Origin of the sequence: Streptococcus gingivalis (assembly GCF_035544715.1) — a bacterium.
In the GTDB taxonomy this organism is placed as follows: domain Bacteria; phylum Bacillota; class Bacilli; order Lactobacillales; family Streptococcaceae; genus Streptococcus; species Streptococcus gingivalis.
Window position 1 is genome coordinate 749,095 of the sequence record NZ_JAYKTO010000002.1, and the last position, 24,693, is coordinate 773,787.

The following is a 24,693-nucleotide window of genomic DNA, read 5'->3' on the forward strand; positions in this document are numbered from 1 at the left end:
ATTTATGGTAAAATGAAGTGTTAAAACAGTTTAAGGAGGTAGCAAATGCGTTGTCCAAAATGTGGTGGAAGTAAGTCTAGTGTGGTGGATAGTCGACAAGCTGAAGATGGGAATACCATCCGTCGTCGCAGGGAATGCGAAGAATGCCATTATCGCTTTACTACCTACGAACGTGTAGAAGAACGGACACTAGTAGTTGTCAAAAAGGATGGGACACGCGAGCAATTTTCTCGTGATAAAATCTTTAATGGCATTATCCGCTCGGCTCAAAAACGGCCTGTTTCTAGTGATGAAATCGAAGAAATTGTAAACCGGATTGAGCAAAAGGTTCGCAGCCAAAGTGATAATGAAATCAACAGTGAGTATATTGGTTCTTTGGTCATGGATGAGTTGGCAGATCTGGATGAGATCACCTATGTCCGTTTTGCTAGTGTTTACCGGAGTTTCAAGGATGTTGGTGAATTAGAGACCCTCTTGAAGCAAATCACGAAGGGAACCAAGAAGAAAAAGGAAAGATAGATGAAGCCCAATACGCCTTTCGCATTTTTAAAAAATAATCTTCTTCCACCGGCAGGGGCTGCATTGGAGCAGTATTACCTGCCTATTTTGGAGACGGATACGGTAGCGGTTTATCGGTATCTACTCGCCTCTTACGATCAGGGTGAAAAACAATATTTACTGGCACAAATCCTCAATCATTTGAATATAGGATTTCCACAGTTGCTACTTGCCTTTGATCGTTTAATTGCCATGGGGTTGATCGATCTCTATGAGGAAGAAGTTGGGATCACCATTCAGTTACATGCTCCTCTTGAGGCAGGAGAATTTTTTTCGAATGCTGTTTTCAAACGCTTGCTTGAAAAAAAGATTGGGGAAAAGGCCGTGGAAGATCTGCTCCCAGTACGCTCTTTAGGGACTAGACGGCAAGTTTCCTTCTCGCAAGTCTTTGGAATAGATGCTGGGGAGACGACCGTTCTTCCAAGTAAGAAACAGCAGTTTGATATGGAGATGTTTAAGCGAATGATGGGGCGTGATGGACTTCGTTTTGCGGATGAAGGAGAAGCAACCCTAGCTCTCTTTGCCATCGCAGAAGAGCAACAATGGACCTGGTATGAAACCTATCTCCTAGCAAAAGAAACGGCTGTAGACCGGATTGTCTCTCCAAAGAGAATGAAGCAAAAGTTGGCTCAGGCCAACCAAGAGCAACCCCGCATGTCCTATAGCCGTCAGGAAGAAACCATTCTGAGAGAAGCTAAGGCAAAATCCAGCCTACAATTTCTAGCGGAGATTAAGAAGGCACGCAATGCGACCATTACGCAGAGCGAACGCAAGACTTTATCCAAGTTAGCTGATCTAGGCTTACTAGATGAGGTGATCAATATTATCTTATTGTTGACCTTTAACAAGACCCAGTCTGCTAATCTCAATGAAAAGTATGCTTTGAAGGTAGGAAATGATTTTTCTTATCAAGGGGTCAACAGTGCAGAAATGGCGATTTTAAAAGTCCGAGAACGTCAGGAACAGACTAAGTCTCAAGGAAACAAGGGGACGACAACTGCCCCAGCCAAAGGCAAGCCAAGCAATGTTCCTAAGTGGAGCCAACCGCACTATCAAAATCAAACCAGTCAAAAAGAAAAAGTGGATCTTGCAAAAGAGAAACAACGCCTATTAGAAAAATTAAATCAAGGAGGTGAGTAGATGGAAAGTGTAGGTCAAACCCTGTCTCACATGAATCGTGCCCGCCAATTCAACTATGAGGATTTGGTGGCACAGATTTTAGCAGACCAAGAAGTCGCTGCCTTTATCCAAGCTCAGTCTTTGTCTGAGCAAGAAATTCGACGGAGTATTTCAAAATTTAATCAATACATTAGTGAACGCAACCGTTTCTTATTGGGAGATCCAGATTATATTGCCAAAGGTTATAAGCCCATCCTAACCATGAATGAAGGTTATGCAGATGTGGCCTATGAGGAGACACCAGAGTTAATCGAAGCCCAAAAACGAGCTGCGATCAACCAACGTCTCAACTTGATCAATCTCCCTTCAACCTTGAAAGAAGCGAGTCTAGCCAAGGTGGAACTCGATGATAAGGGGCGATTTGAGGCCTTTGAAGAATTAGCTAATTTTGTGGCCAACTATCCTGAATATCAAAAGGGGATCTACCTCTATGGTGATTTCGGAGTAGGAAAGAGCTACATGATGGCAGCCTTGGCTCATGATTTATCCGAAAAACGCCAGGCCTCTACTACCCTACTTCATTTTCCAAGTTTTGCTATCGATGTTAAAAATGCCATCAGTTCAGGCTTGGTCAAAGAAACCGTCGATCAGGTGAAAAAAGCCGAAATTTTAATTCTGGATGATATCGGTGCGGAACAGATGTCAGCCTGGGTGCGAGATGAAATCTTACAAGTGATTTTGCAGCACCGAATGCAGGAAAATCTCCCAACCTTCTTTACTTCTAACTTTAATTTTGAAGAGTTGGAACGTCATTTTGCAGCTTCGCGTAATGGAGATGAAACCTGGCAGGCCAAACGGGTCATGGAGCGCGTGAAATTTTTAGCCAAGGAAATCCATTTGGAAGGAGTCAATCGCCGATGAATGAAACCATCCGTTTAATGAAATCTCATTTTTCTGTTCGCCGTTTTAAGGAAGAAGCCATCAAAGAAGCTGACCTCAAGGAAATTTTATCAGCTGGGCAGATGGCATCAAGTTGGAAAAACTTTCAGTCTTATTCTGTGATTGTGGTCAAAAGCAAGGAGAAGAAAGAAGCTCTTTACGACTTGCTTCCTCAAGAAGCGATTCGCCAATCAGATGTCTTTCTCCTCTTTGTTGGAGATTTAAACCGCGCTGAAAAAGCTGTCAAACTTCATGAGCAGGATTTCCATCCTGAAGGGGTGGACAACTTACTGATCACCTCAGTGGATGCGGCTCTAGCAGCTCAAAATACGCTATTGGCAGCTGAAAGTCTCGGCTATGGTGGAGTGATTATCGGCATGTTGCGCTACTGTTCAGAAGAAGTCGCAGAACTCTTCCGTCTGCCAGGCTATACCTATCCTGTTTTTGGGATTGCTCTCGGAGTACCTAATCAGCAGCATGCAGTGAAACCACGTTTGCCATTGGAGCAGGTTGCTTTTGAAGAAGAATACCAAAAACAAGACCCATCAGTTGTGACTGCCTATGACAAGGTTCAGGCAGATTATGCTGGAGCGCGTGCAACAGACAGCTGGAGCGAGCGCCTTGCAGCTCAATTTGGTCAACCTGAACAAGAAGAGACCAAAAAACTACTAAAAAAACACAAACTATTATGAAATGAAGAGAGGCGTTCTTGAACCGAGGTCTCGCCTTTCATTAGAAAAGAGGAAATCATGGCCCTACCAACTATTGCGATTGTAGGCCGTCCCAATGTCGGAAAATCGACACTCTTTAACCGGATTGCCGGTGAGCGGATTTCCATCGTTGAGGATGTAGAAGGAGTCACTCGTGACCGCATTTATGCAACAGCTGAGTGGTTGAATCGAAAATTTAGTATCATTGATACGGGGGGAATTGATGACGTAGATGCCCCATTTATGGAGCAAATCAAGCATCAGGCAGAAATTGCTATGGACGAAGCAGATGTGATCGTCTTTGTCGTTTCTGGGAAAGAAGGGATCACGGATGCGGATGAATATGTCACTCGTATCTTGTATAAGACCCATAAACCGGTGATTCTTGCAGTCAACAAGGTGGATAACCCAGAGATGCGCAATGATATCTATGACTTTTATGCCTTAGGACTAGGTGAGCCACTACCAGTATCCTCTGTCCACGGGATCGGAACTGGGGATGTGCTCGATGCCATCATCGAAAATCTTCCGAATGACACAGAAGAAGAAAATCCAGATATCATCAAATTTAGCTTGATTGGTCGTCCAAATGTTGGGAAATCAAGCTTGATCAATGCGATCCTTGGAGAAGACCGGGTCATCGCAAGCCCTGTTGCTGGAACCACACGGGATGCCATCGATACCCATTTTACCGATGCAGATGGCCAAGAATTTACCATGATCGATACAGCTGGTATGCGCAAATCTGGTAAAATCTATGAAAACACTGAGAAATATTCTATCATGCGTGCCATGCGTGCCATCGACCGCTCAGATGTGGTTTTGATGGTTATCAATGCCGAAGAAGGGATTCGGGAGTATGACAAACGGATCGCTGGCTTTGCTCATGAAGCTGGTAAAGGTATGATCATTGTTGTCAACAAATGGGATACCATTGAAAAAGACAACCATACCATGAAGCAGTGGGAAGATGACATTCGCGATCAATTCCAATACCTTTCTTATGCGCCGATTGTTTTTGTCTCTGCCTTAACCAAACAACGCTTGCACAAGTTGCCAGAGATGATTAAACAGATCAGTGAGAGTCAAAATACACGGATTCCTTCAGCTGTCTTGAACGATGTGATTATGGATGCCATTGCCATTAATCCAACGCCGACCGACAAAGGAAAACGTCTCAAGATCTTCTATGCGACACAAGTGGCAACCAAGCCGCCAACTTTTGTGGTCTTTGTTAACGAAGAAGAACTGATGCACTTCTCATACCTCCGTTTCTTGGAGAACCAAATTCGCAAGGCCTTTGTTTTTGAAGGAACTCCAATCCATTTGATTGCGCGAAAACGGAAGTAGGGAATACGAGACAAATGGATCAAAGTGGAGAAGGATATTTCAAATGATAAAACGCTCATTCTTCCAACTATGAAAACAACTAAAAGTAGCGCATAAGCGTTGCTTTTTTTAATAAGCTGGTAAAATGAAGTGGAGGATAGTCAGATGCGTAGTATCATGGTCCGGATATTCTTTATTCCTTATGCTTTTTTTAAGGATGAGTAGAGTAAACTCATGAAGATCATGAGAGCTTTAGGTTTGTGTACTTATTATTTAAAATCTATCTGTATCTCTTGTTTCTCGGTTCGATCGTAAGCTTGGAGCTCTTGATCCTATTGTTGGGGATTTTATTAAAAAATAGGTCGTGTTTTTTGTCTTTTTCTGTGGGCTATCAGGATCTTTCTCCTCTCTATTTATCTATTCTGTCTATTGTTCGCTCAGACGGTTAAAAGAGAAAAATCATGGATAGCTGATTGAGGTAACTCTATTACGAAATCAGGTGAAAAGCTGGGACAATACTGTCTCAGTTTTTTTCTAAAAGTAAGTTAAAATCCTTTTAATAGTAAAATTATCTTTTCTAATTTTTTCTTAAATATGGTATAATAAAGGGATTAATCTAAGGTGGTAAACATGGCAAAATTAATTCCTGGGAAGGTTCGTTCACAAGGGAGCCTTCTCTATGAAGCTGGGAAGGTTTCCCTTCAGGAAGTAAAAGAAAAATACCTGTATTTTCGGGTGGAAGAAGAAAGCTTGCGGTACAGTTTGGACGACGATGCCGTTTTTTGTAGCTGTGCTTTCTTTCAAAAGAAAAAATTCTGTACGCATCTAGCAGCTGTAGAAGCTTTTTTGAAGAATGATGACAGTGGGAAAGCAGCTCTTACAAGCCTTGAAGAAGACGCCACGGCGACTGAAGAAACGCAGGAGAAGGTCTCTTTTGGAAGTTTGTTTTTAGACCAGGTCCTTCCAAAAATCGAAAAGAAAGAAACACGCTATGTCTTATCAGCAGTCGGGCAGGAGGATGAATACTCTGGTCAATTCTTGTGGACTCTTCGCATTCGTCGCTTGCCAGACGAGCGCTCTTATGTGATCAGAGATGTACTAGCTTTTTTGCAGACCCTTCAGAAAGAAGGCCATTTTGCAATTGGCAAAAGTTACTATGAACCCATTTCTTACTTAGAATTTGATGGGTCTAGTCAGGATGTGATCAATTTCCTACAAGGCTTGGTCATAGATAGTGGATCGAAAGAGCAAGATTTCTTTCCCAATGCTGGACGCCATCTTTATTTTCCACCGACTCTCTTTGAAGAAGCTGTAGAATTATTGATGAATTTGGATTCCTTCCTCTTGCAATACAGCATGTACGATTTTTCTGAAGTCTATTTTCAGGATGTCCATGGGGAGGAAGAACTCTTTCATTTTCAGGTGGAAGACCATGGTGATTTTTACGAATTGATCATTACGGAGCCACAAGTGAAGGTTGTCGAGTCTGCTGTTTACCTGTTTCGAAATGGTGTTTTCTATCACCTGACGCCCCAACAGCGAACCCTATGGAAGGCCATCCAAGATCTTCCAATGGATCAGGATCGCAAAAAACGCCTGCATTTTGATCCAACGGATCAAACAAAGCTTTCCTATAGTTTAAAAGAGTTCAAAAAACTGGGGCAAATAACAGCTCCGACCAGCTTTTTAATCCACGATTTCACTCCAGAATTTCATTTTGATCTAGCACAGGACCAGACTGTTTTACTGGATGTTGTCTTTCAATACCAGGATCGTGTGGTGACCACGCGTGAGGAACTCCTCAATCTTCCTTATTCCAGTGATTTCGATAAGGAGCAAGAAGTCCTTTCAACCATGCTAGCAGCAGGTTTTACAGACGACTTTTCTTCCCAAAGAAGTCCTTTATCAAGTGAGCAAATCTATCCATTCTTTCACCAACAGATCCCGACTTTTGAAGCCTTAGGAGAGGTTACCCTCTCTGATAGCCTTTTAGATCTTTATCAAGTGGAGCGTCCAAAAATTGATGTTAAAACCAATGGCAGTCTACTGGAGATCGGTTTTGACTTTGAAAGTGTGGATCCAGCCGAAGTGGACCAGGTCCTCAAAGCTCTAGTAGGGCAAAAAGACTATTTTGTCAGCCATACAGGGAAAGTTCTTGTCTTTGATGAAGAAACTAAGAAGATCAGTCGAGCCTTAGCAGATCTGCGGGCGAAAATGAGCAAGGGTGGGAAACTACAAGCCCGCCGGATTGCCGCTTATCAGCTATCTGATTTGTTGGCAGATCAAGACAATGTTCATTTTTCAGAAGACTTTCGAAATTTAGCTCATGATTTGACTCATCCAGAAGACTTCCAACTCCCTCAGATGACAATCCAAGCGACCCTAAGGGATTACCAAGAAACAGGGGTCAAATGGTTCTCCATGTTAAATCATTATGGTTTTGGTGGTATTTTAGCGGATGATATGGGGCTTGGGAAAACCCTGCAGACTATTTCCTTCTTGACCAGTGTCGCAAAAAAAGAAACTAAAATCTTGATTCTAGCTCCATCTAGTCTCATCTACAATTGGAAACAAGAATTTTCAAAATTCGCTCCTCAGATGGAAGTGGCAGTCGTCTATGGTCTCAAGCAGCACCGAGATGAACTCATCGCAACCAATCCACAGGTAGTTATCACTAGTTACGCGTCTTTCCGTCAAGATGTGGAGGAATACCAGAAGAATCAGTATGAGTACTTGATTCTAGATGAAGCCCAGGTCATGAAAAATGCCCAAACCAAGATTGCCCAACACTTACGTGGCTTTGAGGTTCCGCATGTGTTTGCCTTATCTGGGACACCGATTGAAAATCATGTGGGTGAACTCTGGTCTATTTTCCAAATTGTTCTTCCAGGGCTCTTCCCAGCTAAAAGAGAATTTCAAAAATTGAGTCCTGAGACCATTGCACGATTTGTCAAACCTTTTGTCATGAGACGGAAAAAAGATGAAGTGCTCCAAGAATTACCGGACTTGATTGAAACAACCTACCACAATGAGTTGGATGAAAGCCAAAAAACGATCTATTTGGCTCAATTAAAACAAATTCAAGATCGGGTTCGAAGCTCTAGCGAGGAAGAACTAAATCGGAGTAAGGTGGAAATTCTCTCGGGTCTCATGCGCCTTCGCCAAATCTGTGATACCCCCGCCCTCTTTATGGAAGACTATCAGGGAGATAGTGGGAAATTGGAGAGCCTTCGAGATCTTTTGGGTCAAATCAAGGATGGCGAACACCGGGTTTTGATCTTCTCTCAATTTAGAGGCATGCTGGATATCCTAGAGCAGGAAATTGACCAGCTTGGCATGACCTCCTTTAAAATCACAGGTTCTACTCCCGCTAAAGATCGACAAGAAATGACCAATGCTTTTAATGCAGGTGAGCGCCATGCTTTTCTCATTTCTCTGAAGGCTGGAGGGGTTGGATTGAACCTCACTGGTGCCGATACGGTCATCTTAGTCGATTTGTGGTGGAATCCTGCAGTGGAAGACCAAGCTATTGGACGTGCCCATCGAATGGGACAGGAACAAAATGTTGAAGTTTATCGCATGATTACTCGTGGTACGATTGAAGAAAAAATCCAAGAACTGCAAGCTTCCAAAAGACACTTGGTCTCAACGATTTTAGATGGAACGGAAACACGATCTAGTTTATCGGTTGAGGAAATTCGTGAGATTCTTGGAATTCAGTCAGAATAGCTTGAAAAATTCTGTGAATAGTTTATAATTAATGGAGTGTCGAAAGGAAGAAAGCATGACAGAAAAATATTTTCCTCAAGTAGGGGATAATGAGTTGATGTTAACAGAGATGCCTCACATGAACCTGTATGATGAAACAGATTTGATTAGTAACATTACAGGCGACTATGTGGATAAAAATTATTTGGAATGGCAACCGATTGCTGAAAATACCAAACCTAAGCATCCTTACCACCAACCACTAGAAGAGCCCCTACCGAAAAGACGGCCAGTAAGAAAACCTGATTTTAAAGAGCCGATTGATAAAAAAAGCCCTGCCAATCGTTATGCAGAGGAAGCTAGAGAGCGTGCGCGTGAAGATCTGAAAAAGAAACGTACAGCCCCCTATCTGACAACGGATCCAACAGCTACTACAAGTAAGCGGAAAAAACCATTTATTTCAGAACGAAAACCTGGCCAGCCAACGGCTCCCTTCCAAAAGGAAAACCCAGGCGAGTTATTGAAATATAGCAAACGATTGCGGCAAGATCAGTTGATCCTTGCAGAGTTCGAATCTGCAGGAGAACCAGAAGTGGCAGAACCGACTGAAAAGAAAAACAATTATGATTTCTTAAAGACTAGCCAAATATACAATAAAGATCAGCACAAGTTGAAACCACAGCCAATTAAACAGGAATTGGATTTAACCCATCTAGATCAAGAATAAGGAGAAAACATGTCTAATACATACCATTTTATTGGAATTAAAGGAGCAGGGATGAGTGCTTTAGCCCTCATGCTTCACCAAATGGGACATACGGTTCAAGGGTCAGATGTTGAGAAGTATTACTTTACGCAACGTGGCTTGGAACAAGCAGGAATTCAAATTTATCCATTTGATGTGAAAAATTTGGAAGGCGACAAGATCCTCATTGCTGGGAATGCTTTCCGTCCAGATAACAATGTGGAAATTGCTTATGCAGATGAGCATGGCCTAACCTATAAACGCTACCATGAATTCCTTGGTGAATTTATGCGTGACTTCGTCAGCATGGGGGTTGCCGGAGCACACGGAAAAACCTCAACAACAGGGATGCTTTCTCACGTCTTATCAAATATCACTGATACCAGTTATTTGATTGGTGACGGGACAGGTCGTGGCTCTGCAGCAGCCAAATACTTTGTCTTTGAATCAGATGAGTATGAACGCCACTTTATGCCTTACCATCCTGAATACAGCATCATCACCAATATTGACTTTGACCATCCAGACTATTTCACGAGCTTGGAAGATGTCTTTAATGCCTTTAACGATTATGCCAAACAAATCAGCAAAGGCCTCTTCATCTACGGAGAAGACAAAGAATTGCGTCGGATTACCTCATCAGCACCAATTTATTACTATGGTTTTGATAAGGAGACGAACGATTTTGTGGCAAGCAACTTGCTTCGCTCAACGACAGGTTCAACCTTCAACGTTCATTTCCGTGGAGAAGATTTGGGGCAATTCCATATCCCAACATTTGGTCGTCACAACATCATGAATGCTACAGCAGTCATTGGTTTGCTTTACATTGCAGGATTTGATTTAGATTTAGTCCGCGAGCATTTGAAGACCTTTGCTGGAGTGAAACGTCGCTTTACTGAAAAAGTAGTCAATGGAACAGTGATCATCGATGACTTTGCGCACCATCCAACGGAAATTATTGCAACCTTGGATGCGGCCCGTCAAAAATACCCAAGTAAAGAGATTGTGGCCATTTTCCAACCACATACCTTTACACGGACCATTGCCTTGTTAGATGAATTTGCAGAAGCCTTGAATCAAGCAGATGCTGTTTACTTGGCACAGATCTATGGCTCTGCGCGTGAAGTCGATCACGGCGATGTGAAAGTTGAAGATTTGGAAGCAAAAATTGTCAAACGCTCAGCGATTATTACAGCTGAGAATGTTTCTCCTCTTCTTGACCATGATAATGCAGTCTATGTCTTTATGGGAGCAGGAGATATTCAAACCTATGAATACTCATTTGAGCGTTTATTATCTAGTTTGACACATAGTGTACAATAAGAGATGATTGAGTCTGGAATCTTTTGGTTCCAGACTCAAATTTATCTGTCCACTGAAGGAGTATGAGATGAGGAAAGCAGGATGATGATTCGATCAATCACCCCAGCTGATCAAGAACAGCTGCTGTTACTAGAAGAAGAACTTCATGGCAATGAAGGAAAGGAGCACAGGGCCACTCTTGAGGAAGCGCTAGGTTCGAAGGAAGCCATTTCTTTGCTTGCAGAGCAGGCGGGGGATGCTGTGGCTTACTTGTTGGCGACAGAAGACCAGCCTTTAAAAAGAGACCTAATTGTATTGCGACTAGCAGTGAGACCAGCCTTTCAAGGTCAAGGCTATGGTTCTATTTTAATCGCTGCTTTAAAGGATCTAGCTGTTCAAAAGGAAAAGGAAGCCATTTGGATCGATTGCCCAGAAGACTTACTATCTTATTTTTCCCAGCAAGGATTTCGAGATGAAGCTGAGTCTGATCGAGGTGTCCATATGGTTTGGGAACGATAGAAGGAGTAAATGATGAAAGAAAAGATTCACATTAGACAGGCAGAGCTGCAGGATTTGGATGCCATCGAGCGCATTGAGCTTGAGAATTTCTCAGAAGAAGAAGCGATTGCGCGTGAGATTTTAAAAGATCACATCGAAAAGATTCAAACGACATTTCTTGTAGCAGAGTGCCAGGGTCAGATTTTAGGCTATTTAGAAGGACCTGTTAGACCGGAGCGCTATTTGATCGATTCCTCTTTTTCAGAGGTTGAAGATCTAAGTCAGTTAGAACAGGGCTTTATTTCCATTACGAGTCTATCCATTGCTAAAGAAGCTCAAGGACTTGGAGTGGGAACCCTTTTGCTTGAAGCGATGAAAGAGATTGCGTTGAAAGATAATCGCCAAGGGATCAATTTGACCTGTCATGATTATTTGATTCCTTATTATGAAAAGCAAGGATTTACCAATGAAGGCCGGTCAGAATCCCAATATGCGGGTGAAGTTTGGTACAATCTGGTCTGGGAAAATGAAAAACTTGATTAAATAGGTATTTTAAAGAAGAAAGGCGATTTGTATTGCTTTTCTAAATCTTTTAAGATATAATATTAAGGATTATGATGAGGGAGGTCAATTATTTGACTGATAAATCACAAGACAGTGAGAAGTTATTAAGCTTCAAAGAGCAGATCCTCAGAGACTTAGAAGAGGCCAATGAGCAACTTCTAAAAATCGAAAAAGAGTATGATCTACCTGATCGAAGTATTGAAACCCCTTCTTCACTGAAAGAGGAGGAAGAAGCAACACCACCTCCAAAAGTAGAAGAATCTGCGTTGGCTCCCAAAGAAGAACCAGTGGAGCCGGTACAGGCGACTCCTGCTGTGGAAGAAAAGAGTGAGCTTACAAAGCCTGCTAAAAAAGAACCAAGTCAGGAACCGGTAGAGGAAAGCTTATCGCGCTCTTCTCGTAACCAGCGCCAACAAAAACAAAAGAAACAAAATAAAATCGCTAAACGAATTGTGCGGACAGTGGTCAGCCTTTTGCTGATTGTGATCGTGGCTACAGGGATCTTTGCTGTGACCTATATCCATTCAGCTGTCAAGCCGATGGATAAAAATGCAACAGAATTCGTAACGGTTGAGATTCCAGCAGGTTCAAGTAATCGTGAGATTGGCGCGATCCTTGAGAAAAAAGGACTCGTGAAAAATGGTCAGTTCTTTAACTACTATACCAAGTTCAAGAACTATAGCAATTTCAAATCTGGTTATTTCAATTTGCAAAAGAGCATGGATCTAGAAACCATCATCCAAAAACTGCAAGAAGAGGGAACCAAAACTCCTCAGGCTCCAGTTCTTGGAAAGGTCACGATTCCAGAAGGTTATACGATCGATCAGATTGCGACGGCTATCACCACCAATGTCTCCACTAAGAAGGCAGGCAAGACTCCATTTAAGAAAGAAGATTTCTTGAAGGCTGTCCAAGACGATGCCTTTATTGAGAAGATGGTGGCCAAATATCCTAAGCTCTTGGCGAATCTGCCAAGTAAGGATTCTGGTGTTCGCTACCGTTTAGAAGGTTATCTCTTCCCAGCAACTTATAACTATGGGAAAGATACCACAGTGAAAGAGATGATCGATCAGATGCTTGCGGCAATGGATCAAAACTTAAGCCCATACTATGAAACACTTGAGAGCAAGAACATCAATGTAAACGAAGTATTGACTCTTGCTTCCTTGGTTGAAAAAGAAGGGGCGACGGATCAGGACCGCAAAGATATCGCGAGTGTCTTCTATAACCGCTTGAACCAAGACATGCCTTTGCAAAGTAATATTGCAATTCTTTATGCAGAAGGGAAACTTGGTCAAAAGACGACCTTAAAAGAAGATGCAACGATCAATACAGAGCTGGATTCACCTTATAATATTTATAAGAATACCGGCTTGATGCCTGGCCCAGTGGATAACCCTGGAGTATCAGCGATCGAAGCGGCGGTGAACCCAAGTAAGACCGATTACTTGTATTTTGTCGCAAATGTCGAAAATGGTGAAGTTTTCTTCGCTAAGACATACGAAGAACACAATAAAAATGTTGAAGAACACGTCAATAGTAAATTGACACAAGCAAGTTCAAACTAGAAAAAGCATGTGGCGCGTCCACAGCTTTTTCATTCAAATAATAGAAAGAGAAGAATAATGGCAGAAAAAACATACCCAATGACCCTAGCAGAAAAAGAAAAATTGGAACAAGAATTAGAAGAATTGAAATTGGTCCGTCGACCTGAAGTGGTGGAACGGATTAAGATCGCTCGTTCATATGGTGACCTCTCAGAAAACTCTGAGTATGAAGCGGCAAAAGATGAACAAGCTTTTGTTGAAGGTCAAATCTCTAGCTTGGAAACAAAAATCCGTTATGCAGAAATCGTCGATAGTGACGCTGTTGCAGTAGACGAAGTAGCGATCGGAAAAACCGTTACAGTTCAAGAAGTTGGCGAAACAGATGAAGAAGTATACAGCATCGTTGGTTCAGCAGGGGCAGATGCCTTTGCAGGAAAGATTTCTAACGAAAGCCCAATCGGTCACGCTTTGATTGGTAAGAAGACAGGTGACGTTGTCACTGTTGAGACACCAGCTGGAAGCTACCAAGTGAAAATTTTGAACGTAGAAAAAACAGCGTAACTATAAAACGCAAGCCCTCCAAGAGGGCTTGTTTTTTTGTGCTCTTAATCTTTTTGTGAGAGTGAAAATTCTTTGCTGACTGAACGATATCAAAAAAAGCACTTGAACCTTTGGTTCAAGTGCTACTGTATACCGCTAGAATTAGTAGTTTGTACTACTTTCTATTGCGTTGTTTTCCTGCATTGCGGTTGTTTTTTGGTTTGTGTTGGATTTGTGTCGTTGCAGTAGGTGTGACATCTTTTTTCACGCGGTGACTAGTCGCTTTAGGAGGATTGTTTTTGTATTCCTCAGCGACTCGTTTGCGAAGATTTGGACGAATCAAGTAGTTGATGACAAATTGTTGGATAATTTGGATCACCCCACCGACTACCCAGTAAAGAGTTACTCCGGCTGAGGAGATCAATGAGAAGACACCGATCATAATCGGACTCATCAGTGATGCTTTGCGCATGCTTTCCTTTTGGGTTTCATCTTCAATTCCATGAAGAGAAAGCATACTTTGGATATAGTAAAGAACTGCTACGATCGCTGTCAAGAGCAAGCTTGGTTTGCCGAGAGCAATGCCAAGGAAGCTACTATCTGCTACCCCTTTGGTGTGCTGAGCTGCAAAGAAGAGAGCTGAGAAGAATGGCATTTGGATCAAGAGTGGCAAACACCCAACTCCACCAAACATGCTAACTCCATTTTCACGTTGAGCAGCCATTAATTCCTGTTGCGCCAATAGCTTTTCTTCTTGTGTGCTAGCGTTCTTCATGCGCTCTTGGATTGGCCCAAGGATAGGTTTTAAGTAGTTCATCTTTTCAGATTGGTAGGTTGCCTTCCATGATTGGTACAAACCAAGTGGCAAGATGATTAACCGTACGATCAAGGTGACGATAATAATCCCGATCCCAAAGCCTAAGCCAAGGTTGTTGGCAAAGAATTTGATGGCTTCGCCCATTGGACGGCCAAGAAGATTCCAGATCAATCCAGTCGGATTTCCAGTTTTCCGATCGACACTCACGCATCCTGATAAGAAGACAAGCGAAGCTAGTCCCATCGATGCAAGTAATGCAAGTTTATTTTTTTTCACAAATAGTTCCTTCTTTTTTTTAATGTTACCTTTCTATTCTACTGTTTTTTTTGAAAATACACAATAGTTCTCTAGTCTTAATTTGCAATTTTGAAGTCTGTATAGTTTTCAAAGTTTGCGAGCGTAACATCTAAATAAGTCACATGCGCAAAAGGCGTAGGACCTTTGCGAATTTCTTGGATGAATTTGGCCATTTGGCTACTAGACTCTGCCTGTGCCAGAATGCCAACTGTTCCGTCGTCATTATTCCAGACACGGCCAGTGATCCCACCGATCTCTAAAGCAAGACTGTAGACTCCCCAGCGAAAGCCAACCCCTTGAACCCGTCCTTGGGCAATCATTTTTACCTTTTGCATGTGCGACCTCCTTGACTCGAAGAAATCTATCTGAGGTATGATTTCTTCTTTTTCTTTGTGCTATAATAGTTCTATGAATATTATAACGTCTAAATCCAATAATGTAATCAAAAATGCAAAAAAATTACATCAAAAAAAATACCGGACAGATTCTTATCTCATTGAAGGCTGGCATCTGTTTGAAGAGGCAGTAGAAAATCATGCGAAGATTCGGCAGGTCTTTGTTTTAGAAGCCTATTTAGACCGGGTAGAGGACATCCAAAAAGTCACTATCGTGACTCCGGAGATCTTAAGCCTCTTGGCAGATTCGAAGACTCCTCAAGGGATTGTCGCAGAGATTCTTCTAGAGCAGCCAGAGCTTCCGGATCAGCTACAAGGGCGATTCCTCTATTTGGAGGATGTACAGGATCCTGGCAATGTAGGGACGATGATTCGAACAGCAGATGCAGCAGGTTTTGATGGCGTCATGCTTTCGAAAGCCTCCGCTGATCTATACAGTCTCAAGACCCTTCGATCCATGCAGGGCAGTCATTTCCATATTCCTATCTGGAAACTGGATCGAGAAGAACTATTGGAGCGAGCTGCGCACTCTCATCTAGCAGTTCTCGCAACGACGCTTTCAGAAGCTTCCATTGACTACCGTCAGCTTTCTCAGACCGATCAGTTTATCCTGGTTATGGGGAATGAAGGAAATGGCATCAGCCAGGAAATGGCGGCACAAGCAGACCAGCTGGTTCATATTCCTATGCCAGGTCGGGCCGAGAGTTTGAATGTTGCAGTGGCAGCAGGAATTTTGATGTTTTCTTTAAGGAAATTTTGAGAAAAAGAAGTATACTTAAACTGTAAGAAGTTGATGGATGTTTTATTGGGAGAGCTTATCAACGAAAGGTGGTTATCTTATGCAATATCATCGTGACAAAGAATACATGACCTATGTGGGCCATCTGATCCAGCATCCTAAGGTTCAAAAATTAGCCGACATTCCCCACCATATTCATTCCAATCGTTTGGAGCATTCCATTCATGTGAGCTATACCAGTTATAAACTGGCTAAAAAATTTGGTTGGGATGCCAAAAGTACGGCTCGGGGTGGCCTCTTGCATGACCTCTTTTACTATGATTGGCGCGAGACCAAGTTTACCAAGAGTCACGCCTGGATCCATCCCCGCATTGCCGTGAGAAATGCGCGAAAGATTACAGATCTCAATGCCAAGGAAGAAGACATCTCATTAAACACATGTGGGGAGCTACCCTTGCCCCGCCTCGCTACAAAGAATCCTTCGTAGTGACCATGGTGGATAAATACTGGGCTGTTAAGGAAGCTTCAGAACCTTGGCGTAAAAAGATGGCCAAAAGGAGATTTTTTCATCGAAAAATGTTAAAATCATAGTAAACAAATTTGAAAGGAACTTGTTTATATGTATAATGATTCAGTAATCCAAGAACAAAGTGGATTGAATGCTTTTTATAACAAAGTCTACTCATTAGTTGGGATCGGTGTTGGGATTTCAGCCCTTGTGTCTGGTCTTATGATGACGGTCTTTCAAGATTTCTTCGTTCAAATCTTGACAACAGCACCAATGGTTTACTACGCAGCAGTGGTTGTAGAATTGATCTTGGTCTTTGTTGCAAGTGGGAAGGCTGTTAAAAATAGCCCGTCTGCTCTTCCGATCTTCTTGATCTACTCAGCTTTGAATGGCTTTACCTTGAGCTTTATCATTGCTCGCTACATGCAAGCAACTGTCTATAAGGCTTTCTTGGTCAGTGCCTTGATGTTTATTGTCATGGGAGCTATCGGACGCGTCGTGAAAAAAGACCTGTCTGGTATGGGACGTGCCTTGATGGGAGTCTTGATCGGTGTGATCATCGCTTCTGTTGTGAACATGTTCTTGAGAAGTTCTGGAATGGACTATATCTTGAGTATTATCTCTGTCTTCCTCTTTGCAGGATTGACAGCTTGGGATAACCAAAAGATTCGCTATGTCTATGATCAAACAAATGGTCAACCTGCTACAGGTTGGGCAGTAGCGATGGCTTTGGAACTTTATCTTGACTCTATCAACCTCTTTATCAGCCTTCTTCGTATCTTCGGAAGAAACGACTAATCAAAGAGCAATTGAGCTGGGGCAATTGCCTCGGCTTTTTTTGTCTTCCGACTTGTGCTATACTAATAGTGACTAAAGTATAGAAATGAGCGCTTATGAAAACACCTTTTGTAACCCGTGAACAATTAGAAAGCCTGACCCAAAAATTTCCGACCCCTTTCCATCTCTATGACGAAGCAGGAATTCGTGAAACAGCGCGTGCCCTCCATCAAGCTTTTGCTTGGAATGAAGGATTTAAGGAATATTTTGCCATCAAGGCGACTCCTAACCCATCGATCCTAAAAATTTTGCAAGAAGAGGGCTGTGGAGTTGACACGGCCAGCTATGTCGAATTGTTGATGGCAGATAAACTGGGCTTTAGTGGAAAAGAAATCATGTTTTCTTCTAACAACACGCCAGCTGATGAATTTGTCTATGCTAGAGAATTAGGGGCAACGATCAATCTGGACGCCTATGAAGACATTGCTTTCTTGAAGTCTGTGACCAGCATCCCCAAGGTTATTTCTTGCCGCTATAATCCTGGTGGAGTTTTTGAACTGGGAACCGATATTATGGACAATCCGGAAGAAGCCAAGTTTGGAATGACCAAGGAGCAATTAATCCAAGCCTTTATCGAGTTGAAAGAACTGGGTGTGGAAGAGTTTGGCATTCACGCTTTATTGGCTTCTAATACAGTATCCAACGACTACTATCCAGAGCTAGCGCGTCAACTTTTTGAATTGGCAGTAGAAGTCGTCGAGAAAACAGGTGTTCACTTGGGCTTCATCAACCTTTCTGGTGGGGTTGGGGTCAATTACAAGCCAGAGCAAGAACCAAATGATATTGCCATTATTGGGGAGGGCGTACACCGCGTCTTTGATGCGATTCTCAAACCGGCAGGACTTGGTCATGTGAAAATCTATACCGAGATTGGTCGCTTTATGCTGGCTTCACACGGCCTCTTAGTAACCAGAGTGACGCATAAAAAGAAAACTTACCGGACTTATGTCGGGGTTGATGCTTCAGCTGTGAACCTTCTTAGACCGGCTATGTACGGTGCTTATCACCATATTACCAATATGGATCGTCCAGAGGAACCGACTGAAGTGGTCGATGTAGTGGGAAGTCTCTGTGAAAATAACGATAAATTTGCCAAACAACGAGAACTACCCGTGACGGAGATTGGAGATTTGCTCGTGATCCATGACACGGGAGCCCATGGATTTTCAATGGGCTATCAGTACAATGCCAAGTTGCGTTCGGCAGAAATTTTGCTTCAAGAAGATGGGCAGGCCCGTTTGATTCGTCGAGCAGAAAAACCAGAAGATTATCTTGCGACACTCTACGGCTTTGACATTGAAAAATAAGCGATTGTCTGATATAATGATAGTTATGTAAAAATAATGGATCGGAGAAAATTTTATGAATCTCTTTTTAGGAATTTTGTTGATTATTTTAGCTTTCTTTGGTGGGATGGTTGCAGGAATGTTCTTGCTTCGTCGTCAATTTGAAAAAGAATTTGCATCAAACCCACGTTTGAATGTTGAAGCAGTCCGTACGCTTTTAGGTGCCAGCGGCCAACGTCCAAGCGAAGCAAAAGTTCAACAAGTCTATCGCCAAATTGTGAACCAACAAAAATCAGCAATGGCGAAAAACAAGAAAAAATAAGAGTGGGGCAATCTCACGATAATAAATGAGAGGGGCTTGGAGGAATTTCTTAGTCCCTCCTTTTGGAAGGAAGAGATATGGATAACCGACCGATTGGTTTTTTAGATTCTGGGGTAGGGGGCCTGACTGTTGTCCGCGAATTGCTCCGTCAGCTTCCTCACGAAGATGTCGTCTATATTGGAGATTCAGCGCGTGCACCTTATGGTCCTAGGCCAGCAGACCAAATTCGCGAGTATACTTGGCAGATGGTGAACTTCCTTCTGACCAAAAATGTCAAGATGATTGTCTTAGCCTGTAATACAGCGACGGCAGTTGTTTGGGAAGAAGTCAAGGAGAAACTTGATATTCCCGTTTTAGGAGTGATTTTGCCCGGAGCTTCTGCAGCCATTAAATCGACGACCCATCAAAAAATTGGGGTCATTGGGACACCAATGACGGTTTCTTCTGGAATTTATAAAGAGAAGATTCAAAGTCTGGCACCAGACATGGAAGTCAGCAGTTTAGCTTGTCCCAAGTTTGTTCCTCTAGTGGAATCAAACGAGTTGGCATCCAGTGTGACCAAGAAGGTGGTTTACGAAACCCTAAAACCACTAGTTGGAAAGGTTGATACCTTAGTCTTGGGATGCACCCATTATCCCCTTTTTAAACCGATCATTCAAAATGTGATGGGACCGGATGTCAAATTGATTGATAGTGGGGCAGAGTGTGTTCGGGATATTTCCGTCTTATTAAACTATTTTGAGCTCAATAAGAGTCGGGAACTCTTAGAGCAGACCCACCGCTTTTATACCACTGCAAATGCCAATAGCTTTGCAGCGATTGCCGAAAAATGGCTAGAACGTTCAGTGAATGTGGAGCATGTAAATTTATGAGTGACAAACTATTTGAATACAAAGATCCCCAAGATTGGTATATTGCCCAATGGGGAGAAGATGCAGACTACAACCAATTTAGTCAAGTGCCTGCGGAAGCTTCCACTCTGTTAGATCAGCTGGAACTTCTCTTTGCCAAGGATCCTGAAGGATTCCCTCTCAATCTATCGGTGATGCGCTATGGTTCAGCCTTTCGTTTTCTGACCTTTTTGACCGAAATCTTGAATGAAGTCAAGGGAAGAGCTTTTGAAATAGTACAGCGTCAAGGAGCCTTGCTCTTGGTTGAAAAAGGGAAATTGCTCTATTTGCATTTGCCAAGTGATGGGGTGGATTTGGAAGCCTTCTTGGGTCAAGACAAGGTCAAAGATACGATTCTTATTGCGACTCGAAATGAAGGAAAAACCAAAGAATTCCGTAATATGTTTGAAAAGCTGGGCTTTGAAGTGGAAAATCTCAATCAATACCCAGAGCTTCCAGAAGTCGAAGAGACAGGTCTGACCTTTGAAGAGAATGCCCGCCTAAAAGCTGAAACGATTGCAGAGCTAACTGGGAAAACAGTCTTAGCGGATGATTCAGGTTTGAAGGTGGATATCTTGGGAGGCTTACCAGGAGTTTGGTCAGCTCGCTTTGCGGGAGTTGGTGCGACAGATGCGGAAAACAATGCGAAATTGTTGCACGAATTGGCCATGGTCTTTGACTTGAAAGATCGCTCAGCTCAGTTCCATACGACCTTGGTGGTTGCAAGACCAGGCAAGGAAAGCTTAGTGGTGGAAGCTGATTGGCCAGGGTATATTAATTTTGAGCCAAAAGGGGAACACGGCTTTGGCTATGACCCTCTCTTCTTAGTTGGGGAAACGGGCCGTGCTGCTGCTGAATTAACGCTAGAAGAAAAAAATACACAATCACATCGTGCTTTAGCTGTTAAAAAGTTATTGGAGGTATTTCCATCATGGCAAAGCAAACAATCATCGTTATGAGTGACTCGCATGGAGACCGCTCCATTGTTGAAGCTATTAAAGAAAAATACCTAGGTCAGGTCGATGGGATCTTTCACAATGGGGATTCTGAACTAAAAAGTGATGATCCTGTCTGGGAAGGGATCCACGTTGTCCAAGGAAATATGGATTTTTATGATGGCTATCCGGAACGCTTGGTGACCCAACTAGGGCCAACACGGATCATCCAGACCCATGGGCATCTCTTCCAGATCAATTTTAGTTTTCAAAAATTGGATCTGTGGGCCCAAGAGGAAGAAGCAGATATCTGTCTTTACGGCCACCTTCATATCCCAGATGCTTGGAAGGAAGGAAGAACCCTCTTTGTGAATCCTGGATCGATCAGTCAGCCACGCGGTCTGATTCGAGAGTGTCTCTATGCTAAAATTGAGATAGATGATTCTAATTACAAGGTAGAGTACTACACGAGAGACCATGTATTGTATCCTGAATTGACAAAGGAGTTTAGCAGATGATAGCAAAGGAATTTGAACGTTTCTTGCTGGCGCAGGAAGAGACGTTCTTAACTCCAGCCAAAAATTTAGCGGTCTTGATTGATACCCACAATGTAGACCATGCTGTCTTGTTGTTGAGCCAGATTAGCTATAGTCGTATTCCGGTAGTGACGGATGAACGCAAGTTTGTGGGGACGATCTCCCTAACGGATATTCTATCTTATCAATTGAAACACGAGATTCCTGAGGAGACTTTTGCCTCGATGGATATCGTAGACGTTGCAAAAAAAGAGGTCGGGGTCATCGGCTTAGACTTCAATTTGACAGAAGTCCTGCACAAGTTGGTGGATGACTCTTTCCTTTCGGTGGTGGATGAAGAAGGCTATTTCCAAGGGATTATTACACGGAAATCGATTCTTAAAGCCATCAATTCGCTCATGCATGATTTTTCAAATGAATACGAGATGATTCCAAAATGAAAGAATTTATTGCAAGTTTTATTGATCAAAAAGAATTAAGTGAAAATTCTCAGTCTGCCTATTTCTATGATTTGGACCAGTTTATTGAGTCGATCCATGGAAAAGTGACACCGACAAATTTGAGAATTTACCAAGCTTCGATTAAAGATTTTAAACCAGCGGTTCAAAAACGAAAATTATCTGCCGTCAACCAATTTTTATATTATTTGTATCAAGAACGCTTTATTTCTGAATACCATCGTTTGGTATTGCCTAAAATTCAACCGGCCAAGACCCATGATCGGGAATTGTTGGATCTGACCCATTTTTGGGAAGAATCAACCAATCCTCAGGGACGCTTGATGGCCTTGTTGATTCTGGAGATGGGCTTGTTGCCAAGTGAGATCCTCCAAGTCAAAGTCGAAGATATTCAGCTGGACTTTCATGTCATTCGAGTGGGCAAAGATGGCCAAAAACGGGTTTTAAAGGTTCCAGAGCCGTTACTGGATGAATTGCAACTCTTCCTAGATGGTATTTATCTCTTTGATAATAAAGGAAAATCATACTCCCGTCAGTGGGGATTCCGACAATTAGAAGCCTTCTTGATCGAAAAAGGGAATCAAGACCTTTCGGCACAATCGATTCGTGAGCAATATATTTTGAAACAACGAGAACTCGGTGTGGATCTTTTTAGTATTGCGCGTGAATTGGGCCTAAAAACCATGGTGACATTAGAAAAATATAAATAATGGATATTAAAATTAAAGATTTTGAAGGGCCTTTGGACCTCTTGCTCCACTTGGTCTCTAAATACCAGATGGATATTTATGAGGTCCCCTTGATTGAGGTGATCGAACAGTATCTGGCTTATCTGGCGACCCTCCAGGCTATGAAACTAGAGGTAGCAGGAGAATACATGCTGATGGCTAGTCAACTAACCTTGATCAAGAGTCGAAGACTTCTTCCTAAGGTTGCAGAGGAGATGGATGAAGCAGAGGATCTCGAGCAGGACCTCCTTTCTCAATTGGAAGAGTACCGTACTTACAAGCAATTAGGAGAGTTGATGGCCTCACAGCACGAGGAGCGCGCCCTCTATTATTCAAAACCAAAGATGGAATTGATTTATGACGATACCGAATTACTTCATGATCGCACCACGGTGGATCTCTTCTTGGCTTTCTCAAAACTATTGACCAAGAAAAAAGAAGAATTCCGCCAGAACCATACAACCATTGTAAAGGATGAATACAAGATTGAGGATCTGATGGACCAGTTGCGTCACCGATTCCACGATCGCTCACAAGTTCTCTTGCAGGACTTGTTTCTAGAAGCAACGGATCTCCAAGAGGTCATTACTCTATTTCTTGCAACCCTTGAATTGATCAAGATTCAAGAAGTAACGGTGATCCAGGATAGGGCTTTTGGAGAAATTTACTTAAATAGGATTGAACATGAGCAAATTAGCTGAAATTGAAGCACTCTTATTTGTAGCGGGTGAAGAAGGAATTACTGCCAGACAAATCGCAGACCTTCTCTCTTTACCTCCGACAGGTGTGGTGCAAAGTTTAGAAAAATTAAGCCAAAAATACCAGGAGGACACAGATACCAGTCTCTGTTTGATGGAGACAGCTTCCCGTTATAAATTGGTGACAAAGGCAGACTACGCTTCGGTTTTACGAGACTATTCTAGAACGCCCATGAACCAAAGTTTGTCTCGGGCTGCCCTCGAAACCTTATCAATCATTGCTTATAAGCAACCGATCACCCGTGTGGAGGTCGATGATATTCGGGGTGTCAATTCCAGCGGTGCCATTACCAAACTACTATCATTTGATCTGATCCGAGAGGATGGGAAAAAAGAAGTCCTCGGGCGCCCCAATTTGTATGTCACGACGGAGTATTTTTTGGATTATATGGGAATCAATCATTTGGAGGAATTACCAAAGGTTGAGGAAGTGGACATTGATCCAGAAGAAGGTCAATTATTTTCAGAGAGAACAGAGGAACTAGATGAGAATTAACAAATATATTGCCCATGCAGGCGTGGCTAGTCGTCGCAAGGCCGAAGAACTGATCAAGCAAGGCTTGGTTACAGTAAATGGTCAAGTTGTGCGTGAATTAGCGACCATTATTAAGACCGGTGATCAGGTTGAAGTAGAAGGCACTCCAATCTACAACGAAGAAAAGGTCTACTATCTTTTAAATAAGCCACGTGGCGTCATCTCTAGTGTATCGGATGATAAAGGGCGGACAACAGTCGTTGACCTTTTATCTCAAGTGCCAGAGCGTATCTACCCTGTAGGACGTTTGGACTGGGATACATCTGGTGTCTTGATTTTGACCAATGATGGTGATTTTACAGATGAGATGATTCACCCACGTAATGAGATTGATAAGGTCTATGTGGCTCGTGTCAAAGGGATTGCCAATAAGGAAAATTTGCGTCCCTTGACACGAGGGGTGACCATTGATGGCAAGAAAACCAAGCCAGCGACTTACGAGATCTTAAAAGTGGATGTTGAAAAGAACCGTTCAGTGGTTCAGTTGACCATTCATGAAGGGCGCAACCACCAGGTCAAAAAGATGTTTGAAGCTGTAGGACTTTTAGTGGACAAACTCTCCCGAACCCAGTTTGGAAACCTAGATGTCTCAGGACTTCGTCCGGGTGAATACCGTCGCTTGAACAAAAAAGAAATTAGCCAGTTGCACAATCTAGCAGTGACTAAATCTAAAAAATCATGAAAAAAATCCTGATTGCTATGGTCAGAGGCTATCAAAAATGGATCTCTCCCCTATTTCCGCCTTCTTGTCGCTTTCAACCGACCTGTTCCAATTATATGATCCAAGCGATTGAACGCTTTGGTGTGAAAGGTGTCTTGATGGGGGTTGCTAGAATCTTGCGATGCCATCCGGGTACCCAAGCGGGACCAGACCCCTTGCCAGACCATTTTAGTTTGAAGCGAAATGAAGAATCAAAGTAGGACGATCACAAATAAACAGAAATGAGAGTGGGACAGAAATCGGTAATTCGTTAGAATTCGATTTCGTTGTCCCACCTCCGCACAGTTGAGTAGGGCTGTAAATGCTGATGAAATCAGCATTGTAGAGCCCACTCAACCACTGCGTCTTGCTCGACAATCCAAAAACAAT

27 protein-coding genes and 1 pseudogene are annotated in these 24,693 nt (G+C 42.7%); 26 read left to right on the top strand and 2 right to left on the bottom strand.

Features of this window, described 5'->3' with window-relative positions; translation table 11 throughout:
* Nucleotides 1-45 precede the first annotated feature (45 nt).
* The 12 genes from nrdR (at nucleotide 46) to greA (ending at nucleotide 13,583) form a co-directional block, all read left to right on the top strand.
* The gene (gene nrdR, locus SM122_RS10010; RefSeq protein WP_150906443.1) at nucleotides 46-519 is read left to right on the top strand and encodes a transcriptional regulator NrdR; all 474 of its coding nucleotides are present in this window, start codon (nucleotides 46-48) and stop codon (nucleotides 517-519) included.
* Nucleotides 520-1,698 (top strand): replication initiation and membrane attachment family protein, encoded by a 1,179-nt coding sequence (locus SM122_RS10015; protein ID WP_150906441.1) that lies wholly within the window; start codon nucleotides 520-522, stop codon nucleotides 1,696-1,698. It abuts the gene before it with no gap.
* Nucleotides 1,699-2,598, top strand: coding sequence for a primosomal protein DnaI (dnaI, locus tag SM122_RS10020; protein WP_324738305.1), 900 nt, complete (start codon nucleotides 1,699-1,701; stop codon nucleotides 2,596-2,598).
* Entirely contained in the window at nucleotides 2,595-3,308 is a 714-nt protein-coding gene (locus SM122_RS10025) for a nitroreductase family protein (RefSeq protein ID WP_324738306.1), read from the top strand. Before dnaI ends, SM122_RS10025 begins: the two co-directional genes overlap by 4 nt.
* A gap of 57 nt (nucleotides 3,309-3,365) precedes the next feature.
* A complete protein-coding gene (der, locus tag SM122_RS10030; RefSeq protein ID WP_324738307.1) occupies nucleotides 3,366-4,676 on the top strand; it encodes a ribosome biogenesis GTPase Der in 1,311 nt (436 codons plus the stop codon).
* 609 nt (nucleotides 4,677-5,285) lie between these two features.
* Nucleotides 5,286-8,384, top strand: coding sequence for a DEAD/DEAH box helicase (locus tag SM122_RS10035; protein ID WP_195623393.1), 3,099 nt, complete (start codon nucleotides 5,286-5,288; stop codon nucleotides 8,382-8,384).
* Between the two features lie 55 nt (nucleotides 8,385-8,439).
* On the top strand, nucleotides 8,440-9,090 hold the full coding sequence (locus tag SM122_RS10040) for a hypothetical protein (protein WP_037608045.1): 651 nt from the start codon (nucleotides 8,440-8,442) through the stop codon (nucleotides 9,088-9,090).
* A gap of 9 nt (nucleotides 9,091-9,099) precedes the next feature.
* Nucleotides 9,100-10,434, top strand: coding sequence for a UDP-N-acetylmuramate--L-alanine ligase (murC, locus tag SM122_RS10045; protein WP_003005130.1), 1,335 nt, complete (start codon nucleotides 9,100-9,102; stop codon nucleotides 10,432-10,434).
* 81 nt (nucleotides 10,435-10,515) lie between these two features.
* Nucleotides 10,516-10,932, top strand: coding sequence for a GNAT family N-acetyltransferase (locus tag SM122_RS10050; RefSeq protein ID WP_024054776.1), 417 nt, complete (start codon nucleotides 10,516-10,518; stop codon nucleotides 10,930-10,932).
* 12 nt (nucleotides 10,933-10,944) lie between these two features.
* Nucleotides 10,945-11,454: a GNAT family N-acetyltransferase gene (locus SM122_RS10055; protein WP_176745539.1), complete on the top strand. Its 510-nt coding sequence runs from the start codon at nucleotides 10,945-10,947 to the stop codon at nucleotides 11,452-11,454.
* Between the two features lie 59 nt (nucleotides 11,455-11,513).
* Nucleotides 11,514-13,043, top strand: coding sequence for an endolytic transglycosylase MltG (mltG, locus tag SM122_RS10060; RefSeq protein WP_456115233.1), 1,530 nt, complete (start codon nucleotides 11,514-11,516; stop codon nucleotides 13,041-13,043).
* Nucleotides 13,044-13,100: 57 nt separating this feature from the next.
* Nucleotides 13,101-13,583, top strand: coding sequence for a transcription elongation factor GreA (gene greA / locus SM122_RS10065; RefSeq protein ID WP_003005389.1), 483 nt, complete (start codon nucleotides 13,101-13,103; stop codon nucleotides 13,581-13,583).
* Between the two features lie 154 nt (nucleotides 13,584-13,737).
* On the opposite strand, the gene yidC is transcribed toward greA, so the two are convergent.
* Nucleotides 13,738-14,655: a membrane protein insertase YidC gene (gene yidC, locus SM122_RS10070; protein WP_003008377.1), complete on the bottom strand. Its 918-nt coding sequence runs from the start codon at nucleotides 14,653-14,655 to the stop codon at nucleotides 13,738-13,740.
* Nucleotides 14,656-14,732: 77 nt separating this feature from the next.
* Nucleotides 14,733-15,011 carry an acylphosphatase gene (locus SM122_RS10075; RefSeq protein ID WP_023918900.1) on the bottom strand — a complete coding sequence of 93 codons (279 nt, stop codon included), beginning with the start codon at nucleotides 15,009-15,011 and terminating at the stop codon, nucleotides 14,733-14,735.
* Between the two features lie 73 nt (nucleotides 15,012-15,084).
* Here SM122_RS10075 and SM122_RS10080 point away from each other — a divergent pair, with 73 nt between their 5' ends.
* The 14 genes and pseudogenes from SM122_RS10080 to yidD all read left to right on the top strand — a co-directional run bounded on the left by SM122_RS10080 (nucleotide 15,085) and on the right by yidD (nucleotide 24,524).
* Nucleotides 15,085-15,831: a TrmH family RNA methyltransferase gene (locus tag SM122_RS10080; protein ID WP_049523730.1), complete on the top strand. Its 747-nt coding sequence runs from the start codon at nucleotides 15,085-15,087 to the stop codon at nucleotides 15,829-15,831.
* Nucleotides 15,832-15,910: 79 nt separating this feature from the next.
* Nucleotides 15,911-16,401, top strand: a pseudogene (locus tag SM122_RS10085) (HDIG domain-containing metalloprotein).
* Between the two features lie 28 nt (nucleotides 16,402-16,429).
* Nucleotides 16,430-17,116 carry a Bax inhibitor-1/YccA family protein gene (locus SM122_RS10090; RefSeq protein ID WP_155172411.1) on the top strand — a complete coding sequence of 229 codons (687 nt, stop codon included), beginning with the start codon at nucleotides 16,430-16,432 and terminating at the stop codon, nucleotides 17,114-17,116.
* A 95-nt stretch (nucleotides 17,117-17,211) separates the two neighbouring features.
* Nucleotides 17,212-18,462, top strand: a complete 1,251-nt coding sequence (locus tag SM122_RS10095; protein ID WP_324738309.1) for a diaminopimelate decarboxylase — start codon at nucleotides 17,212-17,214, stop codon at nucleotides 18,460-18,462.
* 55 nt (nucleotides 18,463-18,517) lie between these two features.
* Nucleotides 18,518-18,763, top strand: a complete 246-nt coding sequence (locus tag SM122_RS10100; RefSeq protein WP_003005109.1) for a YneF family protein — start codon at nucleotides 18,518-18,520, stop codon at nucleotides 18,761-18,763.
* Between the two features lie 77 nt (nucleotides 18,764-18,840).
* Complete coding sequence (gene racE / locus SM122_RS10105; protein ID WP_324738310.1) at nucleotides 18,841-19,635, top strand: glutamate racemase; 795 nt, start codon at nucleotides 18,841-18,843, stop codon at nucleotides 19,633-19,635.
* Nucleotides 19,632-20,612: a nucleoside-triphosphate diphosphatase gene (locus SM122_RS10110; RefSeq protein ID WP_003005496.1), complete on the top strand. Its 981-nt coding sequence runs from the start codon at nucleotides 19,632-19,634 to the stop codon at nucleotides 20,610-20,612. The genes racE and SM122_RS10110 overlap by 4 nt, the downstream gene beginning before the upstream one ends.
* Nucleotides 20,585-21,106, top strand: coding sequence for a metallophosphoesterase (locus tag SM122_RS10115; RefSeq protein WP_315376647.1), 522 nt, complete (start codon nucleotides 20,585-20,587; stop codon nucleotides 21,104-21,106). The genes SM122_RS10110 and SM122_RS10115 overlap by 28 nt, the downstream gene beginning before the upstream one ends.
* Nucleotides 21,103-21,564 carry a cyclic-di-AMP-binding protein CbpB gene (cbpB, locus tag SM122_RS10120; protein WP_070595329.1) on the top strand — a complete coding sequence of 154 codons (462 nt, stop codon included), beginning with the start codon at nucleotides 21,103-21,105 and terminating at the stop codon, nucleotides 21,562-21,564. The genes SM122_RS10115 and cbpB overlap by 4 nt, the downstream gene beginning before the upstream one ends.
* Entirely contained in the window at nucleotides 21,561-22,292 is a 732-nt protein-coding gene (xerD, locus tag SM122_RS10125) for a site-specific tyrosine recombinase XerD (RefSeq protein WP_009731506.1), read from the top strand. Before cbpB ends, xerD begins: the two co-directional genes overlap by 4 nt.
* Complete coding sequence (locus SM122_RS10130) at nucleotides 22,292-23,011, top strand: segregation/condensation protein A (RefSeq protein WP_049514899.1); 720 nt, start codon at nucleotides 22,292-22,294, stop codon at nucleotides 23,009-23,011. The genes xerD and SM122_RS10130 overlap by 1 nt, the downstream gene beginning before the upstream one ends.
* Nucleotides 22,995-23,564 carry an SMC-Scp complex subunit ScpB gene (scpB, locus tag SM122_RS10135; protein WP_009731504.1) on the top strand — a complete coding sequence of 190 codons (570 nt, stop codon included), beginning with the start codon at nucleotides 22,995-22,997 and terminating at the stop codon, nucleotides 23,562-23,564. The genes SM122_RS10130 and scpB overlap by 17 nt, the downstream gene beginning before the upstream one ends.
* Nucleotides 23,554-24,285, top strand: a complete 732-nt coding sequence (locus SM122_RS10140; protein WP_013904014.1) for a pseudouridine synthase — start codon at nucleotides 23,554-23,556, stop codon at nucleotides 24,283-24,285. The genes scpB and SM122_RS10140 overlap by 11 nt, the downstream gene beginning before the upstream one ends.
* A complete protein-coding gene (yidD, locus tag SM122_RS10145) occupies nucleotides 24,282-24,524 on the top strand; it encodes a membrane protein insertion efficiency factor YidD (protein WP_324738312.1) in 243 nt (80 codons plus the stop codon). Before SM122_RS10140 ends, yidD begins: the two co-directional genes overlap by 4 nt.
* Nucleotides 24,525-24,693 lie beyond the last annotated feature (169 nt).